This is a genomic window from Streptomyces sp. NBC_00190, assembly GCF_036203305.1.
Classification (GTDB): Bacteria; Actinomycetota; Actinomycetes; order Streptomycetales; family Streptomycetaceae; genus Streptomyces.
Window position 1 is genome coordinate 4,508,954 of the sequence record NZ_CP108131.1, and the last position, 19,209, is coordinate 4,528,162.

General features: G+C 72.9%; 18 protein-coding genes. 11 read left to right on the forward strand and 7 right to left on the reverse strand.

Features of this window, described 5'->3' with window-relative positions:
- Positions 1-12: 12 nt before the first annotated feature.
- The 3 genes from OG429_RS21755 to OG429_RS21765 all read right to left on the reverse strand — a co-directional run bounded on the left by OG429_RS21755 (position 13) and on the right by OG429_RS21765 (position 2,327).
- A complete protein-coding gene (locus tag OG429_RS21755; RefSeq protein WP_319727094.1) occupies positions 13-573 on the reverse strand; it encodes a SigE family RNA polymerase sigma factor in 561 nt (186 codons plus the stop codon).
- 207 nt (positions 574-780) lie between these two features.
- Positions 781-1,689, reverse strand: coding sequence for an A/G-specific adenine glycosylase (locus OG429_RS21760; RefSeq protein ID WP_328926968.1), 909 nt, complete (start codon positions 1,687-1,689; stop codon positions 781-783).
- A complete protein-coding gene (locus OG429_RS21765; protein WP_328926969.1) occupies positions 1,686-2,327 on the reverse strand; it encodes a phosphatase PAP2 family protein in 642 nt (213 codons plus the stop codon). The genes OG429_RS21760 and OG429_RS21765 overlap by 4 nt, the downstream gene beginning before the upstream one ends.
- A 160-nt stretch (positions 2,328-2,487) precedes the next feature.
- Between OG429_RS21765 and OG429_RS21770 the strand changes: the two genes are divergently transcribed.
- The gene (locus OG429_RS21770) at positions 2,488-3,312 is read left to right on the forward strand and encodes a hypothetical protein (protein ID WP_328926970.1); all 825 of its coding nucleotides are present in this window, start codon (positions 2,488-2,490) and stop codon (positions 3,310-3,312) included.
- 31 nt (positions 3,313-3,343) lie between these two features.
- Here OG429_RS21770 and disA read toward each other — a convergent pair whose 3' ends face one another.
- Together disA and radA are read right to left on the reverse strand one after the other, a co-directional pair.
- Positions 3,344-4,468, reverse strand: a complete 1,125-nt coding sequence (gene disA, locus OG429_RS21775) for a DNA integrity scanning diadenylate cyclase DisA (RefSeq protein ID WP_328926971.1) — start codon at positions 4,466-4,468, stop codon at positions 3,344-3,346.
- 160 nt (positions 4,469-4,628) lie between these two features.
- A complete protein-coding gene (gene radA / locus OG429_RS21780; RefSeq protein WP_328926972.1) occupies positions 4,629-6,029 on the reverse strand; it encodes a DNA repair protein RadA in 1,401 nt (466 codons plus the stop codon).
- Positions 6,030-6,211: 182 nt separating this feature from the next.
- Between radA and OG429_RS21785 the strand changes: the two genes are divergently transcribed.
- On the forward strand, positions 6,212-7,972 hold the full coding sequence (locus tag OG429_RS21785; protein ID WP_328926973.1) for a BACON domain-containing protein: 1,761 nt from the start codon (positions 6,212-6,214) through the stop codon (positions 7,970-7,972).
- A 23-nt stretch (positions 7,973-7,995) separates the two neighbouring features.
- Here OG429_RS21785 and OG429_RS21790 read toward each other — a convergent pair whose 3' ends face one another.
- On the reverse strand, positions 7,996-8,784 hold the full coding sequence (locus OG429_RS21790; RefSeq protein WP_328930367.1) for a hypothetical protein: 789 nt from the start codon (positions 8,782-8,784) through the stop codon (positions 7,996-7,998).
- 144 nt (positions 8,785-8,928) lie between these two features.
- On the opposite strand from OG429_RS21790, the gene OG429_RS21795 reads away from it, so the two are divergent.
- The 4 genes from OG429_RS21795 to ilvD all read left to right on the forward strand — a co-directional run bounded on the left by OG429_RS21795 (position 8,929) and on the right by ilvD (position 13,415).
- Positions 8,929-9,867 carry a Ppx/GppA phosphatase family protein gene (locus tag OG429_RS21795; protein WP_328926974.1) on the forward strand — a complete coding sequence of 313 codons (939 nt, stop codon included), beginning with the start codon at positions 8,929-8,931 and terminating at the stop codon, positions 9,865-9,867.
- A 101-nt stretch (positions 9,868-9,968) separates the two neighbouring features.
- Positions 9,969-10,820 carry a sugar phosphate isomerase/epimerase family protein gene (locus OG429_RS21800; protein WP_328926975.1) on the forward strand — a complete coding sequence of 284 codons (852 nt, stop codon included), beginning with the start codon at positions 9,969-9,971 and terminating at the stop codon, positions 10,818-10,820.
- The gene (locus OG429_RS21805; protein WP_328926976.1) at positions 10,817-11,437 is read left to right on the forward strand and encodes a TetR/AcrR family transcriptional regulator; all 621 of its coding nucleotides are present in this window, start codon (positions 10,817-10,819) and stop codon (positions 11,435-11,437) included. Before OG429_RS21800 ends, OG429_RS21805 begins: the two co-directional genes overlap by 4 nt.
- A gap of 127 nt (positions 11,438-11,564) precedes the next feature.
- Positions 11,565-13,415 carry a dihydroxy-acid dehydratase gene (ilvD, locus tag OG429_RS21810; RefSeq protein ID WP_328926977.1) on the forward strand — a complete coding sequence of 617 codons (1,851 nt, stop codon included), beginning with the start codon at positions 11,565-11,567 and terminating at the stop codon, positions 13,413-13,415.
- Between the two features lie 40 nt (positions 13,416-13,455).
- Here the strand turns inward: ilvD and OG429_RS21815 are convergent, their stop codons facing one another.
- Positions 13,456-15,588 carry a serine/threonine-protein kinase gene (locus OG429_RS21815; RefSeq protein WP_328926978.1) on the reverse strand — a complete coding sequence of 711 codons (2,133 nt, stop codon included), beginning with the start codon at positions 15,586-15,588 and terminating at the stop codon, positions 13,456-13,458.
- 106 nt (positions 15,589-15,694) lie between these two features.
- Here OG429_RS21815 and OG429_RS21820 point away from each other — a divergent pair, with 106 nt between their 5' ends.
- The 5 genes from OG429_RS21820 to proC all read left to right on the forward strand — a co-directional run bounded on the left by OG429_RS21820 (position 15,695) and on the right by proC (position 19,202).
- Positions 15,695-15,994: a peptidase gene (locus tag OG429_RS21820; RefSeq protein WP_328926979.1), complete on the forward strand. Its 300-nt coding sequence runs from the start codon at positions 15,695-15,697 to the stop codon at positions 15,992-15,994.
- Positions 15,995-16,072: 78 nt separating this feature from the next.
- The gene (locus OG429_RS21825) at positions 16,073-16,618 is read left to right on the forward strand and encodes a hypothetical protein (protein ID WP_405679087.1); all 546 of its coding nucleotides are present in this window, start codon (positions 16,073-16,075) and stop codon (positions 16,616-16,618) included.
- A 49-nt stretch (positions 16,619-16,667) separates the two neighbouring features.
- Positions 16,668-17,510, forward strand: coding sequence for an ABC transporter ATP-binding protein (locus tag OG429_RS21830; RefSeq protein WP_328926980.1), 843 nt, complete (start codon positions 16,668-16,670; stop codon positions 17,508-17,510).
- A complete protein-coding gene (locus OG429_RS21835) occupies positions 17,507-18,262 on the forward strand; it encodes an ABC transporter permease (RefSeq protein WP_328926981.1) in 756 nt (251 codons plus the stop codon). Before OG429_RS21830 ends, OG429_RS21835 begins: the two co-directional genes overlap by 4 nt.
- Positions 18,263-18,392: 130 nt before the next feature.
- The gene (proC, locus tag OG429_RS21840) at positions 18,393-19,202 is read left to right on the forward strand and encodes a pyrroline-5-carboxylate reductase (RefSeq protein WP_328926982.1); all 810 of its coding nucleotides are present in this window, start codon (positions 18,393-18,395) and stop codon (positions 19,200-19,202) included.
- The last annotated feature ends 7 nt before the right edge of the window (positions 19,203-19,209 follow it).

Consider the following 19,209-nt stretch of genomic DNA (forward strand, 5'->3'; position numbering starts at 1 on the left):
GTCCTTGGCCATTCAGGCCGCGCACCGCTCACGCCCCTCGTACCGCATGGTGTGGTCACCGCGTTCCAGCGCGCGCATGTCCAGGTCCCGGCTCTCCAGTTCCTGCCGGAGACGGGCCAGCGCGCGATGCAGAGTGCTCTTCACGGTACCCGCTGACATCCCGAGTGCCGCGGCCGTCTCCTCGGTGCTCATCTGCTCCCAGTGTCGCAGCACGACCACACTGCGCTGCTTGGGCGCGAGCACCTTGAGGATGTCCATCAGCAGGGCGCGGTCGGCGCGCTGGTCGGAGCCGTCCTCGACCGAGGCGTCGGGGAGTTGCTCGGTGGGGACCTCTTCGAGCTTGCGGGCGCGCCACCACTCGGTACGGGTGTTGATCATGACCCGGCGGAGGTAGGCGTCGGCCAGGGACTTGTCGGCGATGCCGTCCCAGCGGCCGTAGGTGCGGACGAGGGCGGTCTGCAGGAGGTCCTGCGCGTCGGTGGGGTCCGGGACCAGGCGCCGGGCGCTGCGCAGCAGCGCATCCTGCCGAGTGCGTACGTACTCCTCGAATTCGAGTACCTCGCCGTGCGCCATCTCAGACCGCCTCCGTTCCGACCAACCGCTCAATCGCCGTCTTACGGATCCGAAGTTACGGACGGGTTGTCACGGGGCTGTGCGGGCCAGCCTTCGGTGGGCGCACGGACACCCATAGGTTGTGTAACAGCGCCCGTGAGCTGCGGTTTCCCGGCTGGAAGCGGAATCCGGGACTCAGCTTCCAGCCATGTGCGGATCTGTTCGGGATCAGCTCAGGGGGAGCCGGTAGCGCCCTCCTTCGAGCGGCTCCACCAGACCGTCGGAGACCAGCCCGTCGAGCGCCCGGGCGCGCTGCACCGGCTCCTCCCACACGGTGTCGAGCACGGCCTGCGGAACCGGGCCCACCGCCTCCCGGAGCACGGCGAGAAGCCTGCCGCGCACCTGCCGGTCGGTCCCCGCGTACGTCTGCCCGCGCCGCGGCGGCCCCTCGTGCGCCGGCTTCCCGGCGAGGCGCCACGCGCACAGCCCGGCCACCGGGCAGCGGGCGCAGTCGGGATTCTTGGCGGTGCACACCAGCGCGCCGAGCTCCATCGAGGCCGCCGCCCAGCGGGCCGCGGTGTCCTCGTCGTCGGGCAGCAGGGTCCGGGCGAGGCGCCGTTCGGCGGCGGTGGTGGCGTTCGGCGGGTACTCGACGCCGGTGGCGGTGCGCGCGAAGACCCGCCGGACGTTGGTGTCGAGCACGGCGTGCCGCTGCCCGTACGCGAAGGAGGCCACGGCGGCCGCGGTGTACTCGCCGATCCCGGGCAGCGACAGGAGCTGCGCGTGATCCCGCGGTACGTCGCCCCCGTGCCGCTCCGTTATCGCCACGGCCGCGCCGTGCAGCCGCAGGGCCCGGCGGGGGTAGCCGAGCCGACCCCAGGCCCGTACGGCCTCGCCGGGGGCCTCGGCGGCCAGGTCGGCGGGGCGGGGCCACCGGGCGAGCCAGTGCTCGTACACCGGCAGCACCCGGCTGACCGGGGTCTGCTGGAGCATGAACTCGCTGACCATGACCCCCCAGGGGCCGGCCTCGGGGCGGCGCCAGGGCAGGTCGCGGGCGTGCTCGTCGAACCACGCGATGACGGGGGAGTGCAGCGGGTGGGAGACGGCGGTTTCGGGGGAATTGGGGGATGCAGTCATGGCACTCGGCATCCTGGCACGTTTCGGGTCCCGCGCGCCGGGCCCGGGCCGGTGAACCAGACAGCGGCGCGGACCCCGCTCGCCCGCATGGCGGCGATGATCGTACTGACGGGACCGGCGAGGGCCAGGACGAGGAGGGCGGCCAGCGAACCGCCGAGCAGCAGGCCCGTCGCCACGTCGTGCGGGTAGTGCACGCCGACGAAGACGCGGGAGAAGGCCATCAGCAGCGCGAGCGGGACGGTCAGCAGCGCGATGCGGCGTACGGCCAGGGCCAGCGCGACGGCAGCGGCGCCCGCGAGGGCGGAGTGGTTGCTGGGGAAGGACCAGTCGCCGGTCGCCGGGCACGGGACCAGCGAGGCCGCCGCCCCGGCCACGGCACGGCAGGGCCGTTCCTCCTCCACGGCGGACTTCACGGCCTCCGAGGCGACGTACGCGGCCGCCGTGGCCAGCGGGGCCAGGACGGCGAGGGCGACCGCGCGAGGACTGTGCTGTCCGCGCGAGCGCCACCAGACGGCCAGGAAGAGCACTCCGAAGAGCAGCAGTCCGTACTCCGTCCAGGCCTCGAACGCCGACCGGACCCAGGCGGGTGTCGAGTGGGCGAAGCCGGTTATGTCGAGGTAGAGGCCGGAGCTGTTCATGGTCACCGACCGTACGCAGGCGGAATCAACCTCCGCGTCAGACTCCTGGCCGATTCCCGGCGCCTCCGGTTGCACCCGCAGGATGATCATCGCCAAAACAAGTCCGCTGTGCGGCATGTGGGGCACTGATCGGGTCCCGGACTCTCGTAAAGTTCCGTTCGTGGGATCTCTGCGCAATCCGGTCGGGCCGCTCCCCTCCTCCATCTACTGGCGACGGAGGGCTGTGCTGGCGTCCGTTGTCGCGCTCCTGGCGCTCCTCGCCGTATGGACCGTCAGTTCCGGCGGGGGCAAGACGAGTACGAACGGAAAGGGTCACGGCGGCAAGGATCCCGTCACCACGATCACTCCCGGACCGGCCGGTTCGGGTCCGGCGATCAGCCAGGCCCCGGGCGGACGCACGGAGTCGGGCGGCGGCACGGGTGCGGGCTCCGGGGGCGCGGGCTCCACGGGCGGGGGCAAGAACGGCGATCCTGGCGGCGCCGCGGGCTCCTCCGGCACGGATTCCTCCGGCGGGGGCTCCTCCGGCCCCGGCGGCGCGGCCGCTGGCGGCGCGGCTCCGGTCCCGGCGGACCCCGGCCTGCCCACGTGCGCGCCGGCCGCGCTGCAGTGGGAGGTCAAGAGCGTGAAGAACGAGTACGAGGCGAACGAGAAGCCCCGCCTCGAACTCGTCGCCCGCAACATCGCCGGCACCACCTGCAAGTTCGACCTCGGCCCGAAGCAGGCGGTCCTGACCATCCTTCAGGCGACCAGCGGCAGGGCGGTGTGGTCCTCGGCGGACTGCCCGACGGGCGCGGGCAGCGCGTTCTACCGCGTTCCCGCGCAGAGCGAGACGAAGCAGTCACTGGAATGGGACCGCAAGTTCAGCGCACCCGACCAGTGCGCTACGCCTCCGGCGGGGGCTGCGGCTCCCGACACGTACGTGGTCGAGGTCAAGTCGCCCGGCATGCCGGTGGCCCGCACCTCGTTCGTCCTGAAGAAGGAATAGCCCCTGCGGGCGCGGGTCCAGGCCCTGGGGCCTAGACGTACCGCTCCAGGATCGAGGACTCCGCGAGCCGCGAGAGGCCCTCGCGGACGCTGCGGGCACGGGCCTCGCCCACGCCGTCCACCATCTGCAGATCGTCCACGCTGGCGGCGAGCAGCTTCTGCAGGCCGCCGAAGTGCTCCACCAGCCGCTCGATGATCGCCCCCGGCAGCCGGGGAACCTTCGCCAGCAGCCGGTAGCCCCGCGGCGACACGGCCGAGTCCAGGGTCTCCGGCGACCCGGTGTACCCCAGCGCCTTCGCCACGATCGCCAGCTCCAGCAGCTCGGGATGGGTCAGCGCGTCCAGCGCCGGCAGCGCCTCCTCCACCGTGCGGGAACGCTTCGCCGTCGGCTCCGGCACGTAGTCCCGGATGACCAGCTCCCGCTCCTGCTCGATTCCGACCGTCAGCTCGTCCAGCTGCAGCGACAGCAGCCGGCCGTCCGTACCCAGCTCGACCACGTACTCGGCGATCTCGGTCGCGATCCGGCGGACCATTTCCAGCCGCTGCGCGACCGCCGTCACGTCGCGGACCGTGACCAGGTCCTCGATCTCCAGCGCCGACAGCGTGCCCGCGACCTCGTCGAGCCGCAGCTTGTACCGCTCCAGCGTGGCCAGCGCCTGGTTCGCCCGCGACAGGATCGCCCCGGACTCCTCCAGGACCCGGCGCTCCCCGTCCACGTACAGCGCGATCAGCCGCATCGACTGCGACACCGACACCACCGGGAACCCGCACTGCTTGGAGACGCGGTCCGCCGTGCGGTGGCGCGTGCCGGTCTCCTCCGTCGGGATCGATGCGTCCGGCACCAGCTGCACACCGGCCCGCAGGATCTTGGTGAGGTCCTTGTCGAGGATGAGCGCGCCGTCGAGCTTGCACAGCTCGCGCAGCCGGGTCGCGGTGAACTCCACGTCCAGGACGAAGCCGCCCGTGCACATCGCCTCGACGGCCTTGTCCATGCCGAGGACGATGAGGCCGCCGGTGTTGCCGCGGACGATCCGCTCAAGGCCGTCGCGCAGTGGCTGACCAGGTGCGACCGCGCTCAGCGAGGCGCGCATGAGCGCGTCGTGCTTGGAGCTCGCGCCGGACTTCCCGGGTGCTGATGCCCCGTCCTTGGCTGCCACTGCACTCCTCCGGTCGCGGGTTGCGCCGCCCGGCGCCGCGGGCACGAAGGCGTGCGTACGGCCGGGCGGACCAGCCCAAAGTCTACCGGCGTGCGCTGCGGCCACGCCGTGGCTTGGCCAGGTAGGCCCGGCGAGGTCCCCGTACGGACCTTCTGACCAGCTACTCCTTGGCCGGAGTACGGGAACGGCCGCGCGGCAGCACCCGTAGCGCGTCGCCCATGTCGGCCACCTCGACGACCTTCATCCCGGCGGGCACCTTGCCCGGATCCGAGGGCACGAGGGCGTGCGTGAAGCCGAGCCGGTGCGCCTCCGCGAGCCGCCGCTGTACGCCGGTCACCCGCCGCACCTCACCCGCGAGGCCGACCTCCCCGATCGCCACGAGGTTCTTCGGCAGCGGGACGTCGCTGGCGGCGGAGGCCAGCGCGAGCGCGATCGCCAGGTCGGCGGCCGGCTCGGTCAGCTTCACCCCGCCCACGGTGGCGCTGTAGATGTCGCGCTTGCCCAGCGCGGTGATCCGCCCGCGCTGCTCCAGCACCGCCAGCATCATCGAGACGCGCGAGGTCTCCAGGCCCGACGTGGTGCGCCGCGGGGAGGGGATCTGCGAGTCCACGGTCAGCGCCTGCACCTCGGCGACCAGCGGGCGCTTGCCCTCCAGGGTCACGGTCAGGCAGGTCCCGGGCACGGCCTCGGCGCGCCGGGTCAGGAACAGCCCGCTCGGGTCGGCGAGCCCGGTGATCCCCTCGTCGTGCAGTTCGAAGCAGCCCACCTCGTCGGTGGCCCCGTACCGGTTCTTGACGCCGCGCACGAGCCGCAGCCGGGCGTGCCGGTCGCCCTCGAAGCTCAGCACCACGTCGACCAGGTGCTCCAGGAGGCGGGGGCCGGCGATCGCCCCGTCCTTCGTCACGTGGCCGACGAGGAGCGTGGACATCCCGCGCTCCTTGGAGGCGCGGATCAGCGCCCCGGCGACCTCGCGCACCTGAGCCATGCCGCCGGGCGCGCCGTCGATCTCCGGGGAGGCGACGGTCTGCACGGAGTCCAGGATCAGCAGGGAGGGCCGCACCGCGTCCAGGTGTCCCAGTACGGCGGACAGGTCGGTTTCGGCGGCCAGGTAGAGGTGGTCGTTCAGCGCGTTGATCCGGTCGGCGCGCAGCCGCACCTGGCTCGCGCTCTCCTCGCCCGTGACGTACAGGGTGCGGTGCGCATCGCTGGCGGCCTTCGCGGCGACGTCCAGCAGCAGCGTCGACTTGCCCACGCCGGGCTCCCCGGCGAGCAGCACCACGGCGCCGGGCACGAGCCCGCCGCCGAGTACGCGGTCCAGCTCGTCCACGCCGGTGCTGCGCGCGGTCGCCGTCCGGCTGTCGACCTGCGCGATCGGCACCGCGGCGGTCGACACCCGGCCGGCGGCGGTGGTCCGCACGGCGGGCGTGCCCATTTCCTCGACGGTGCCCCACGCCTGGCATTCGGGACACCGCCCGAGCCATTTCGCCGTCGTCCAGCCGCACTCGGAGCAGCGGTAGGACGGCCGGTCCTTGGCGGATGAACGAGCAGTGCGGGCAGCCATGGCGCTCACGGTAGCCGCACCCGCTGACAACGCTGACAACGCTGGCAACGCCGATAGCGCTGCGGACGCCGGCGGCAAGCCGACAACACCGGAGTCAGCAGGGCACCGATCTGTTCACCCGTAAGGGCTAAATGTGGTGAAGGCTTCCGGGACGTCACCGGCGTGCCGCCTACGGTCGCCAGGTGAACAGCAGCGACCAGTCACGCTCCTCATCGCGCACCGGCGCACACCGGGCGCACGGGCGCACGCCCCGCGACGGGGAGGAGCCCCCCGCGTTCCGGCACGAGCCCTACCTGGACGGCCTGTTCACGTACTGCCTGTCGGTCCTGTGCGACCACGACGCGGCCACTGACGTGCTGGGCTGCGTACTCGCCGTGGCCGAGCGGTATCCCGGCCGCTGCCCCGGGGAGGGGGACCGGCGGGCCTGGCTGTACGCGCTCGCCCGCTGGGGCTGCCTGCGCCGGCTGGCCGAGCAGCGGCACGCGCGGCAGGGAGCGCATTACGCCCGGCGCGCGCCGGAGCGCATGAATCCCGACCGTGCGCCGGGTACCGGAACCGCCGTAACCGACTCCGGCACCGAGGCCGACCAGGTCCCCGAGGCCCGCCGCGCGCTTGACGTGAGCGCCTATCGCCGCACCGAGCTGGCCCGGCTCGCCTGGCCGGAAGCCGCGGGCACCACGCCCGAGCAGCGCGAGGCGCTGGAGCTCGCGGTCCGCCACCGCCTCGGCGTCACCGAGCTGGCCGCCGTCCTCGGCACCTCGGAGGCCGCCGCCCGCGAGCTCCTGTCCGGCGCCGCCTGCGAGGTGGAGCGCACCCGCGCCGCCCTCGCCGTCGTGGAGACCGGCGGCTGTCCCAGCGTCTCCCGGCTCACCTGCGACGGACAGGTGCTGCTGTCCACCACCCTGCGCGCCGAGCTCGTACGCCACGTCGACGACTGTCCGCGCTGCCGCCGCGTCGCCGAACGCGTGGGGGCCGGCGCCCCCTGGCCGGGCTCCGGCGTCGACACGGCCGCCCTCCCGCTGGTCCCCGCCCCCCGCACCGCCGTCCAGGCGGCGATGATCCGCTCCGGCCGGGGCCGCCGCCGGACCGGCCCGCGCTTCGACCGCACCGGCTTCCCGATGGACCCCAAGGACCACGCGGCCCGCCGCGACCGGCTGCGCTCCCGGGCGGTGACCACCACCGTGGTCGCCACCGTCGTCGCGGCGCCGGTCCTGGCGCTGTGGGCGGCGTACCGCGGCGCGCCCAGCACCGGCGAGCCCGTCGGCGGGGACGGCACCCGCATCTCGGCGAGCGAGTCCGAGATCCCGCTGCCGCAGGTCGGCGGCCGCCCGCTGACCGCGTACGAGAACGCCGGGAACGCCGCCGCCACCACGGGCAGCCCCGGCTTCGCCCCGGGCAGCTCCGACTCCGACGTCTCCGTCGAGGTGATCAGCAGCGGGCCCCCGGCGACCCCCGAACCGGGCCGCCCCGGCGCCCCCGGCCGCCTCACCGTCGACGCGTCCTCCCACGGCGCCACCACACTGATCACCCTCACCGCCTCCGGCGGCGGTCCGGTGAACTGGCGGCTCTGGTCCGACGCGCCCTGGCTGCGCGCGAGCAGGGCCGCGGGCACGCTGGCTCCCGGAGAATCGGTCACCCTGCGGATCGCCGTGGACCCCGAGGCCCAGCCCGTGGGCGCCTGGACCGCCAGGGTGGGGGTGGATCCCGCCGGCGCGGTGATCGCCATCCAGGGCCGCGGGCGCCCGGCCCCGACGCCGGAGCCGCCGTCGACCCCGACGCCGACTCCCACGTCGACCCCTACGCCGACACCGACACCGACGCCGACACCCACGCCGACCCCGACACCCACTCCCACGCCGACTCCCACGCCGACGGAGTCGGCGACGCCGACGCCGACCTCAGGAGGAACGGTTTCCCCGGGCCCGTCGGCCTCCGCGGCCTAGGAACCCCGGCGGCTCCGGGAGCCCTACGACGGGTCGGCCGGGTGCGGAGCCATCGGCAGCAGCGAGGCCAGCCGCGCCTCGCACAGCTTCACCAGCGCCTCGTACCCCTCCTTGCCCATCAGCTCCGTCAGCTCCGCGCGGTACGACACGTACACCGGGTCCCCGGCGCCGTGCGCCGAAGTGGCCGATGTGCACCACCAGTGCAGGTCGTGGCCGCCCGGACCCCAGCCGCGGCGGTCGTACTCGCCGATCGACACCTGGAGCACGCGGGTGTCGTCGGGCCGGTCGATCCAGTCGTAGGTACGGCGGATCGGCAGCTGCCAGCAGACGTCCGGCTTGGTCTCCAGCGGCTCCTGGCCGCTCTTCAGCGCCAGGATGTGCAGCGAACAGCCCGCCCCGGCGGGGAACCCCGGCCGGTTCAGGAAGATGCACGCGCCGTCCCAGCGGCGGGTCTGCTTCTCCCCGTCGTCGTCCAGCTGCGTCCATCCGCTCTCGCTGCCGACGTCGTGGAACTGCCACAGCTCGGGGGTCAGCCGGGCCACGTGCCCGGCAACGCGCTTCTCGTCGTCCTCGTCGGAGAAGTGCGCGCCGAGCGTGCAGCAGCCGTCGTCCGCGCGGCCCGCCTGGATGCCCTGGCAGCCGCTGCCGAAGATGCAGGTCCAGCGGGAGGTCAGCCAGGTCAGGTCGCAGCGGAAGACCTGTTCGTCATCGGCCGGATCGGGGAACTCCACCCAGGCCCGGGGGAAGTCGAGGCCCTTCTCGTCGGCCGCGAGCGCGGCCTTGGACATGGCCTTGGACTTGCCGCCGTCCATGGCCTTGACCTTGGCCTTGTTGTTGTCGGTGCCCTTGTCGTTCTTCGACCGGGTCTTGTTGGCCTTCTTCGTATTTGGCACAAACCCAAGCCTAAGCGCCCCTTACGCAACCCCTGAGCGTTCGTCGCAGTAGCGTTTCCCCCTATGAGACTCGGTGTCCTGGACGTGGGTTCGAATACGATCCATCTGCTGGTGGTCGACGCGCATCCCGGTGCGCGCCCCCAGCCTGCGCACTCGCACAAGGTGGAGATGCGGCTGGCGGAGCTCCTCGACGAGCACGGAGCCGTCACCCCGGAAGGCGTCGAGAGTCTCGTGTCGGTGATCACCGACGCGGTGCAGGCCGCCGAGGACAAGGGGTGCCAGGACCTGCTGCCCTTCGCGACCAGCGCCGTACGCGAGGCCAAGAACGCGGAAGAGGTCCTGGCGCGGGTCAAGGCCGAGACCGGTGTCGACCTGCCGGTCCTGAGCGGTGACGACGAGGCGCGGCTGACGTTCCTCGCCGCGCGCCGCTGGTTCGGCTGGTCGGCCGGGAAGCTGCTGGTCCTCGACATCGGCGGCGGCTCGCTGGAAGTCGCGTTCGGCATCGACGAGGACCCGGACGCGGCGGTCTCCCTGCCGCTGGGCGCGGGCCGCCTGACGGCGGGCTGGCTGCCGGGCGACCCGCCGGACGCGTTGGACGTCAAGGCCCTGCGCAGGCACGTACGGGCCGAGATCGCGCGCACGGTCGGCGAGTTCAGCCGCTTCGGCGCCCCGGACCACGTGGTGGCGACGTCGAAGACCTTCAAGCAGCTGGCCCGCATCGCGGGCGCGGCCCGCTCGGCGGAGGGCCTCTACGTGCAGCGGGACCTGACCCGCAAGTCCCTGGAGGAGTGGGTCCCCCGGCTGGCCGCGATGACGACGGTCCAGCGCTCCGCCCTGCCGGGCGTCTCGGAGGGCCGGGCGAACCAGCTGCTGGCGGGCGCGCTGGTCGCGGAGGCGGCGATGGACCTGTTCGGCGTCGACGATCTGGAGATCTGCCCGTGGGCGCTGCGCGAGGGCATCATCCTGCGCCGGCTGGACCACCTGCCGACGAACAACGGCTAGCAGCGGCCGGGGGCGGGCGGGGGCTCCCGGAGCGTGGGGCGGATGTCCCGGGAGGAGGGGCGGGAGGCCCCGGGAGGCTGTTGGGCCCGTACCCTGTCCCCGTGGCAGAACCAGTCCGCATCCCGACCGCGAAAGTCGCCCTTTCCACCGCCTCCGTCTATCCGGAGTCCACGGCGACCGCCTTCGAGATCGCCGCGCGCCTCGGTTACGACGGCGTCGAGGTGATGGTCTGGACGGATCCGGTCAGCCAGGACATCGACGCCCTGCGGCGGCTGTCCGACCACCACAAGGTCCCGATCCTCGCCGTCCACGCGCCGTGTCTGCTCATCACCCAGCGGGTCTGGTCCACCGACCCCTGGACCAAGCTCCAGCGGGCCCAGGCGGCGGCCGAGCGGCTCGGCGCGTCCACCGTCGTCGTGCATCCGCCGTTCCGCTGGCAGCGCCAGTACGCCCGTGACTTCGTCACCGGGATCTGGCGGATGGCGGACGAGACCGACGTCCGGTTCGCCGTCGAGAACATGTACCCGTGGCGCTACCGCGACCGCGAGATGCTCGCGTACGCGCCCGAGTGGGACGTGACCAAGGACGACTACCGGCACTTCACCGTCGACCTGTCGCACACCGCGACCGCCCGCACGGACGCGACCGCGATGATCGACCGGATGGGCGAGCGGCTGGCCCATGTCCACCTCGCCGACGGAAACGGTTCGGCGAAGGACGAGCACCTGGTCCCGGGGCGCGGTACGCAGCCCTGCGCGGAGCTGCTGGAGCGCCTCGCCCGGACGTCGTTCGACGGGCACGTGGTCATCGAGGTGAACACGCGGCGCGCCATGTCCTCCGCCGAGCGCGAGGCGGACCTCGCCGAGGCGCTGGCCTTCACCCGCCTGCACCTCGCCACCGCCCCTGCGCCCGCCCCCGCCTCGGACGCGCGCGACCGGGCCCGCCGGACATGACGGAGCCCGCGCGGCCGCGCCGCCGCGGCCCCGGCCGCCCCCGCCAGGACGAGGCCGACGAGGGCCCCGGCACCCAGGAGCGCATCCGCCTCGCCGCCCGCTCCGAGTTCGCCGCACGCGGCTACGACAAGACCTCCGTACGCGGCGTCGCCAAGGCCGCCGGCGTGGACCCGGCCCTGGTGCACCACTACTTCGGCAGCAAGGAGGACCTCTTCGCCGCCGCCATCGAGCTGAGCATGGAGCCGGCGATGGTGGTCCCGGCGATCCTCGGCGAGGGCCCCGACGGCATCGGCGAACGCCTCGCCCGCTACTTCCTCGGTGTCTGGGAGAACCCGGTCACCCGGGTTCCGCTGCTCGCCGTGATCCGCTCCGCCCTCACGCACGAGGCCGCCGCGAAGGTCCTGCGCGGGCTCGTCCTGCGCCGCGTGCTGGAGCGCGTGGCCGCCGACCTCGACGTCCCCGACCCGACCTTCCGCGCCGAGCTCGCCGCCTCCCACATGGTCGGCATCGCGATCCTGCGCTACGTCGTCCAGGTCGAGCCCCTCGCGTCCGCCGACCCGGAGGACATCGTGGCCCTGGTGGCCCCGACCTTGCAGCGCTACCTGACCGAGGAATGACCCGCCCGTCCCGGCATGCGGACTTGCTGTCCGTATCGCGGGCGAGGGGCGTAGCCTCGTAACTGATTCATATCTACAGTCGTGGCCGCGCTCGCAAGGCCGGCCGCACTCATGGGGAGTGAACCCGATGCCCGAGCTGAGGTCCCGCACCGTCACCCACGGCCGCAACATGGCGGGCGCACGCGCCCTTATGCGTGCGTCGGGCGTAGCGAGCGAGGACATCGGCAAGCCGATCATCGCGGTCGCCAACTCCTTCACCGAGTTCGTGCCTGGCCACACCCACCTGGCCCCGGTCGGCCGGATCGTCTCCGACGCCATCCGCGCCGCAGGGGCGATCCCGCGCGAGTTCAACACGATCGCGGTCGACGACGGCATCGCGATGGGCCACGCCGGCATGCTCTACTCCCTGCCGTCCCGCGACCTGATCGCGGACAGCGTGGAGTACATGGTGGAGGCGCACTGCGCCGACGCGCTGATCTGCATCTCCAACTGCGACAAGATCACCCCTGGCATGCTGATGGCCGCCATGCGCCTGAACATCCCGGTGGTCTTCGTCTCCGGCGGCCCGATGGAGGCCGGCCAGGCCACCCTCGTCGACGGCACCGTCCGCAAGCTCGACCTGATCGACGCCATGGTCGATGCCTCCAACGAGAACGTCTCGGACGAGGACATCCTGCGCATCGAGGAGAACGCCTGCCCGACCTGCGGCTCGTGTTCCGGCATGTTCACCGCCAACTCGATGAACTGCCTCGCCGAGGCCATCGGCCTGGCCCTCCCCGGCAACGGCTCGGTCCTCGCCACCCACACCGCCCGCCGCGCCCTGTACGAGGACGCCGGCCGCACGATCGTCGAGATCACCAAGCGCCACTACGAGCAGGACGACCACTCGGTCCTGCCCCGCAACATCGCTACCCGCCAGGCCTTCGAGAACGCCATGGCGCTCGACATCGCGATGGGCGGCTCGACCAACACGATCCTCCACCTCCTGGCCGCCGCGCAGGAGGCGGGTCTGGACTACGACCTCAAGGACATCGACGAGGTCTCGCGCCGCGTCCCCTGCCTGTCCAAGGTCGCCCCGAACGTGGCGCCCGGCGGCACGTACTACATGGAGGACATCCACCGGGCCGGCGGCATCCCCGCCATCCTGGGCGAGCTGCACCGCGGCGGACTCCTGAACAAGGACGTCACCTCGGTCCACTCCACCAACCTGGAGGACTGGCTGGCCGAGTGGGACGCCCGCTCCGGCACGGCGTCCGAGGTGGCCATGGAGCTGTGGCACGCGGCTCCCGGCTGCAAGCGCTCCGCCACCGCCTTCTCCCAGTCCGAGCGCTGGGAGAGCCTCGACCTCGACGCCGAGGGCGGCTGCATCCGCTCCGTGCAGCACGCGTACTCCAAGGACGGCGGCCTCGCCGTGCTGAAGGGCAACATCGCGGCCGACGGCTGCGTCGTGAAGACGGCCGGCGTCGACGAGTCGATCTGGACCTTCGAGGGCCCGGCGGTCGTCTGTGAATCGCAGGACGAGGCCGTCGACAAGATCCTCCGCAAGGAGATCAAGGAGGGCGACGTCGTCGTCATCCGCTACGAGGGCCCGCGCGGCGGCCCCGGCATGCAGGAGATGCTCTACCCGACCTCCTTCCTCAAGGGCCGCGGCCTCGGCAAGGCCTGCGCCCTGGTGACCGACGGCCGCTTCTCCGGCGGCACCTCGGGCCTGTCCATCGGCCACGCCTCCCCGGAGGCGGCCTCGGGCGGCACCATCGCGGTCGTCGAAGACGGCGACCGGATCCGCATCGACATCCCGAACCGCTCCATCGAGCTCCTCGTCGACGACGCCACCCTGGCGGCCCGGCACGAGGCCCTGGGCGGCGTCTACGCCCCCAAGAACCGCGAGCGCAAGGTCTCCGCGGCCCTGCGCGCCTACGCGGCGATGGCCACCAGCGCCGACAAGGGCGCGGTCCGCGACGTGAGCCGCCTTCCCTGACGGACCAAGGCTCCCCACGCCCCGAACCCCGCCGGGAGGGTCACCACCCGGCGGGGTTCGCCGCGTCCACGGCGAACACCGACCCGTCGGGCGCGCTCCCGTACACCCGCCCGTCGCCGACCACCGGCGCGGGCACCGTCGCCGTGAAGGAACGGCCGGTGCCCATACGGGGCTTCGTCTGGCCCATGAGACGGCCGGCGGCGGCGTCGACCGCGAGCAGCCGGCCGTCCACCGCGGTCAGGTAGACGCGGCCGCCGTCGGCCACGGGCCGTGAGGCGACGGCCACGCCGGTCTCCAGCCGCCACTCCTCCTTGTCCGGGCCGACCGCCGCCAGCGCGCCCGAGGCACCGAAGACGTAGACCACGCCCCGGGTGTCGACTGCCGCCTGCGCCTGGGAGAGGCTGGCCGGCAGCGCGACCTCCTTCACGGACCGCGTCCGCAGATCCACTCGCAGGACCCCGCGGGTCCGCGACCCGGTGTCGGTCCGCAGCAGGTGCAGTGCTCCGTGCGAGACCCCGACCGGTTCCGCCGTGCCGGGCGTGTGCTGCTGCCACCGCACCGTGCCGCTCGCGCAGTCGACGGCCGAGACCTGGGTCGAGCGGCCGTCGTCGGCCGGGGTGGCCGCGTACAGGAAGCAGCCGTCCGGCCCGTCCGGGCCGGCGAGCCAGAGCGATCCGACGCCGCCGATCTGCTTCGTCCACCGGGTGGCTCCCGTGGCGGCGTCGAGTGCGGTCGCCTTGCCGTCCCCGCCCGTCACCATCACGGCCCCGCCGGCCTGCATGATCCGGCCGCCCCCGGGCAGCGGCTTCTGCCAGCGCTGCGTACCGGTTCCCGGGTCGAAGGCCTGGACCGTCCGGCCGCCCGGCGCCGCCGTCAGGACGAGTCCGCCGGCGGACAGCGGGGACTGGCTGTCCGCACCCGGTGCCGTCGCGCGCACGGACCAGGTGACGGCGCCGTCCGCCGGATTCAGCCGCGCGGCGGCCAGGCCGGGTGTCGAGCAGTACACGGCGCCGACCGCGGTGGAGCAGGACACGACGAGGTTCTCGCGCCCCTGGCTCTCCAGGGGCGTCGCCCACGGGTTCAGCGGCTTTCCCGGTGGCGTCGGCTCCGCCGCGGACGTCCGTACGGCCTGCCCCGGATCCTCCTTGAAGTGGAGGTACCCGCCGGCCGCCCCACCCGTCAGCAACAGGCCCGTCCCGAGCGCGGCAGCGGCTCGCCACCGCCGCCGGCGGTTCGTGGGCCGGGCCGGCTCCTCGACCCGCACCCGCCGGTGGGTGTCCTCCTCGACCGCGGGCTTCGCCTCCGGGACCAGTGGCCGCCGCGGCTGCGGTATGAAGGCCCGGGTCTCCTCCCCGGTCGGGTACGCGGCCGCCCGCAGCTCGTGGAGCAGCGCGTCGGGAGTGGGCCGGTCGGCGGGATCCTTGGCGAGGCATTGCGCGATGACCGGCGCGAGCGCCGTCGGCACCCCGGTCAGATCGGGCTCGCTGTGCACCACCTGGTACGCGACGAGGTAGTGGCTGTCGGAGTCGAAGGGGCCGCGCCCCGTCGCCGCGTGCACGAGGACGGCGCCCATCGCGAAGACATCGGCGGCGGGCCCGACCTCCCGCGGCCGCTGGAACTGCTCGGGAGCCATGAAGGGCGGCGTCCCGATCAGTTTCCCGGTCTCGGTCCGCAGATCGCTGTCGGCCGGCCGGGAGATCCCGAAGTCGATGACCCGTACCCCGTCGGACGCCATCAGGACATTGCTGGGCTTCAGATCCCGGTGCACCACCCCGGCCCGGTGGATGTCCCGCAGCGCCTCCGCCAGCCCGGCGCCGAGCCTGGCCAGTTCCAGGGCGCCCAGCGCCTGCTCCCGTACCTGCTCGGCGAGCGTGGGCGCGTCGATGAACAAGGTGGCCATCCACGGCCGTTCCGCGTCGGGGTCCGCGTCCACGACGGGCGCGGTGAACGCCCCGCTCACCCGCCGGGCGGCCGTGACCTCCTGCCGGAATCTGGCCCGGAACTCGGGATCCACGGCGTGCTGAGCGTGTACGACCTTGACCGCGAGCCGCAGCCCGGATGCGGAGGTGGCCAGATGGACCACCCCCATGCCGCCGGAACCCAGTACGGATTCCAGCCGGTACTGCCCGGCGTACTCCGGAAATCCGGCCCGTTCCGCGCGCAGTGAATACACTGCCGACCACCCCCGCCGGAGCCTAGTCGATGGCGCATATGGATCGGTAAGGGCCTGCTACCCTGCGCGAGTTGCAGAGCTTCATGCTCAAAGGGGGAGATTTCCTATGTCGGTTGAGAACGAACTGAATCAGGTCCAGAGCGCTGAAGGGGACGGCTTCGAGTACTTCCCGGTCGCGCCGGGATACAGGGTCAACGTCCGCAGCGGTCCGGGCACCAACTACTCGATCATGAAGGTGCTCCCGTACGACGCCGTCGTCGGGATCCGCTGCCAAACCCCGGGCACCACCGTCTCGGGCCCCTACGGCACGACGAACGTCTGGGACTGCATCGGGAACGGCCTGTTCGTCTCCGACGCGTACGTGAAGACGGGCAGCGACGGCTACGTCGCCAACCGCTGCGGCTGAGGGTCCGGCGCCCGCGCCGCCCGTCTGACACGTGAGACACACCCGGCCGGCCGGGCCCGGCGGGAGATAATCGCTGGTGTGAGCGACGACCAGCGAGACCAGATCCCAGCCGAGCCGGCCGCGCAGGCCCCGGCCCCCGCCCCGGCGGCCCCCGCCGGACCCGAGCCCGAGCCGATCCGCTACTTCGGCACCACCTGGGTGAACCACGACGGCAACTACGCCCTGCGCCGCGCCGTCGTCGCCATCGGTTCGCTGGTCACCGCCGTCGCCGCCGCGGTCTTCCTGCGCCTCGCCTACGAGGGCCTGGAGATCGGCGACGTCGGCCCCTTCCTCAACATCTCCGTCGTCGTCCTCTTCGCGGTCGCCAGCGCCATCGCCTTCGCCAAGACCTGGGACTCCTTCAGCCGTCGGCCGGCCCCCTCCTCCGACGAGGCCGCCCTCAAGGGCCTGAAGGCGATCGGTTTCATCGGCTCCCTCATCGCGTACTTCCTCCGCTGCCTCGCCGAGGCCCCGGGCGAGAAGCTGCGCCGCGCCGAGTACGAGCGTGCCGTGGCCGAATTCGCCCGCCGCCGCAGCGCCCGCACCGGCAACCCGGCCGCACGCCGCCCCAAGCGCAAGAAGTAGGGCACCCCCCGATTGACGCCCCGGCACAGCCAGGAGCATTATTCATCACATGATGAATAATGAGCCCGAGGGGCCCCCACCAGTCGTACACACCGACGAGCCGGCCGTACACGCCCGCGACCTCACCGTCCGCCGCGGCACCGGCCGCACCCCCCGGACCGTCATCGACGGCATCGCCTTCGACGTCCCCCGCGGCCGCATCACCGGCCTCCTCGGCCCCTCCGGCTGCGGAAAGTCCACCCTCATGCGCGCCGTCGTGGGTACCCAGGCCCACGTCACCGGCACCCTCGACGTCCTCGGCCGCCCCGCCGGCCACCCCGAGCTCCGCCACCGCATCGGCTACGTCACCCAGGCGCCCTCCGTCTACGACGACCTCACCGTCCGGCAGAACCTCGACTACTTCGCCGCGATCCTCGACCCTCCCCCAGCTACCGCTGGGGGTGCCCCCCGCCGCGCCGCCGCCGAACGCCGCCACGAGACCGTCACCCGCGCCATCGCCGACGTCGACCTCACCGGCCACGCCACCGCACTCGCCGGGAACCTCTCCGGCGGCCAGCGCAGCCGCGTCTCCCTCGCCGTCGCCCTCCTCGGCACCCCCGAGCTCCTGGTCCTCGACGAACCCACCGTCGGCCTCGACCCCGTCCTGCGCCGCGACCTCTGGAACCTCTTCCACACCCTCGCCGCCACCCGCGGCACCACCCTCCTCGTCTCCTCGCACGTGATGGACGAGGCCGAGCGCTGCCACGGCCTGCTCCTCATGCGCGAGGGCCGCATCCTCGCCCAGGACACCCCAGACGCCCTGCGCGCCCGTACCCACTCCGCCACCGTCGAGGAAGGCTTCCTCCGCCTCGTCGACGAGGCCGACGCCACCGCCCGGGAGCCCCAGCGATGACTGCCACGACCGCAATGAGTGCCGCCCGCACCACCGCGACAGCCGCCCGCGTCCTGCGCCAGCTCCGCCACGACCCGCGCTCCATCGCGCTGATGCTCCTGGTCCCCGTCCTGATGCTGACGCTGCTCCGCTTCGTCTTCGACGGCACCCCGCGCACCTTCGACAGCATCGGCGCCAGCCTCCTCGGCATCTTCCCGCTCATCACGATGTTCCTGGTGACCTCCATCGCCACCCTGCGCGAACGCACCTCCGGCACCCTGGAACGCCTCCTCGCCATGCCGCTGGGCAAGGGCGACCTCATCGCCGGCTACGCCCTCGCCTTCGGCGCCGTCGCCGTCGTCCAGTCCCTCCTCGCCACCGGCCTGGCCCTCTGGCTCCTCGGCCTCGACGTCGTCGGCTCTCCGTGGCTGCTCCTGCTCGTCGCCCTCCTCGACGCCCTCCTCGGCACCGCACTCGGCCTCTTCGTGTCCGCCTTCGCGGCCTCCGAGTTCCAGGCCGTCCAGTTCATGCCGGCGGTGATCTTCCCCCAGCTGCTGCTGTGCGGCCTCTTCGCGGCCCGCAACACCATGCACCCCGTCCTGGAAGGCCTCTCCGACGTCCTGCCCATGTCCTACGCCGTGGACGGCATGACCCAGGTCCTCACCCACACCGACATGACCGCCGAATTCGTCCGCGACGCCGTCATCGTCGCCGCCTGCGCCCTGCTCGTCCTCGCCCTCGGCGCGGCCACCCTCCGACGCCGCACGCCCTGACGACCACGGACCGGACAGCAGCCCTCCCCTCCCCGCCCGAGTGCAAGGATGAGGACGTATCCGCAGCACGCGTGCAGCAACAACCTCCCGGCCACCGCCGGGAGGTACCCCCAGGCGAGGTGAATCGGGCATGACCCAGACAGTCGCGGTCCTCGGTACCGGAAAGATCGGCGAGGCCCTGCTCAGCGGAATGATCCGCGGCGGCTGGCCCGCCTCGAATCTCCTCGTCACCGCCCGCCGGCCGGAGCGCGCCGAGGAACTGCACTCCCGCTACGGCGTCGAGGCCGTCAGCAACGCCGAAGCCGCCAAGCGCGCCGACACCCTCATCCTCACCGTCAAGCCGCAGGACATGGCCAAGCTCCTCGAAGAGCTCGCCCCGCACGTCCCCGCGGGCCGCCTGGTCATCAGCGGCGCCGCCGGCATCCCGACCTCCTTCTTCGAGGAGCGGCTCGCCTCCGGCACCCCCGTCGTCCGTGTCATGACGAACACCCCCGCCCTCGTCGACGAGGCCATGTCCGTCATCTCGGCCGGCAGCCACGCCACCGCCGAACACCTCGCCCACACCGAGGAGATCTTCGGCGGCGTCGGCAAGACCCTGCGCGTCCCCGAGTCCCAGCAGGACGCGGCCACCGCCCTCTCCGGCTCCGGGCCCGCGTACTTCTACTACCTCGTCGAGGCCATGACCGATGCCGGCATCCTCCTCGGCCTGCCCCGCGCCCAGGCCCACGACCTCATCGTCCAGGCCGCCATCGGCGCCGCCGTGATGCTCCGCGACAGCGGCGAGCACCCGGTCAAGCTCCGCGAGGCCGTCACCTCCCCGGCCGGTACGACGATCAACGCGATCGTGGAGCTGGAGAAGCACGGCGTTCGCGCGGCCCTGATCGCCGCCCTCGAAGCGGCCCGCGACCGCAGCCGCGAACTCGCCTCCGGCAACAGCTGACCGCGCG

Coding starts and splice junctions, on each gene's coding strand:
- OG429_RS21755 (WP_319727094.1), bottom strand. CDS start 573: ATGGCGCACGGCGAGGTACTCGAATTCGAGGAGTACGTACGCACTCGG.
- OG429_RS21760 (WP_328926968.1), bottom strand. CDS start 1,689: ATGACTGCATCCCCCAATTCCCCCGAAACCGCCGTCTCCCACCCGCTG.
- OG429_RS21765 (WP_328926969.1), bottom strand. CDS start 2,327: ATGAACAGCTCCGGCCTCTACCTCGACATAACCGGCTTCGCCCACTCG.
- radA (WP_328926972.1), bottom strand. CDS start 6,029: ATGGCTGCCCGCACTGCTCGTTCATCCGCCAAGGACCGGCCGTCCTAC.
- OG429_RS21790 (WP_328930367.1), bottom strand. CDS start 8,784: ATGGACGGCGGCAAGTCCAAGGCCATGTCCAAGGCCGCGCTCGCGGCC.
- OG429_RS21795 (WP_328926974.1), top strand. CDS start 8,929: ATGAGACTCGGTGTCCTGGACGTGGGTTCGAATACGATCCATCTGCTG.
- OG429_RS21805 (WP_328926976.1), top strand. CDS start 10,817: ATGACGGAGCCCGCGCGGCCGCGCCGCCGCGGCCCCGGCCGCCCCCGC.
- ilvD (WP_328926977.1), top strand. CDS start 11,565: ATGCCCGAGCTGAGGTCCCGCACCGTCACCCACGGCCGCAACATGGCG.
- OG429_RS21820 (WP_328926979.1), top strand. CDS start 15,695: ATGTCGGTTGAGAACGAACTGAATCAGGTCCAGAGCGCTGAAGGGGAC.
- OG429_RS21830 (WP_328926980.1), top strand. CDS start 16,668: ATGATGAATAATGAGCCCGAGGGGCCCCCACCAGTCGTACACACCGAC.
- OG429_RS21835 (WP_328926981.1), top strand. CDS start 17,507: ATGACTGCCACGACCGCAATGAGTGCCGCCCGCACCACCGCGACAGCC.
- proC (WP_328926982.1), top strand. CDS start 18,393: ATGACCCAGACAGTCGCGGTCCTCGGTACCGGAAAGATCGGCGAGGCC.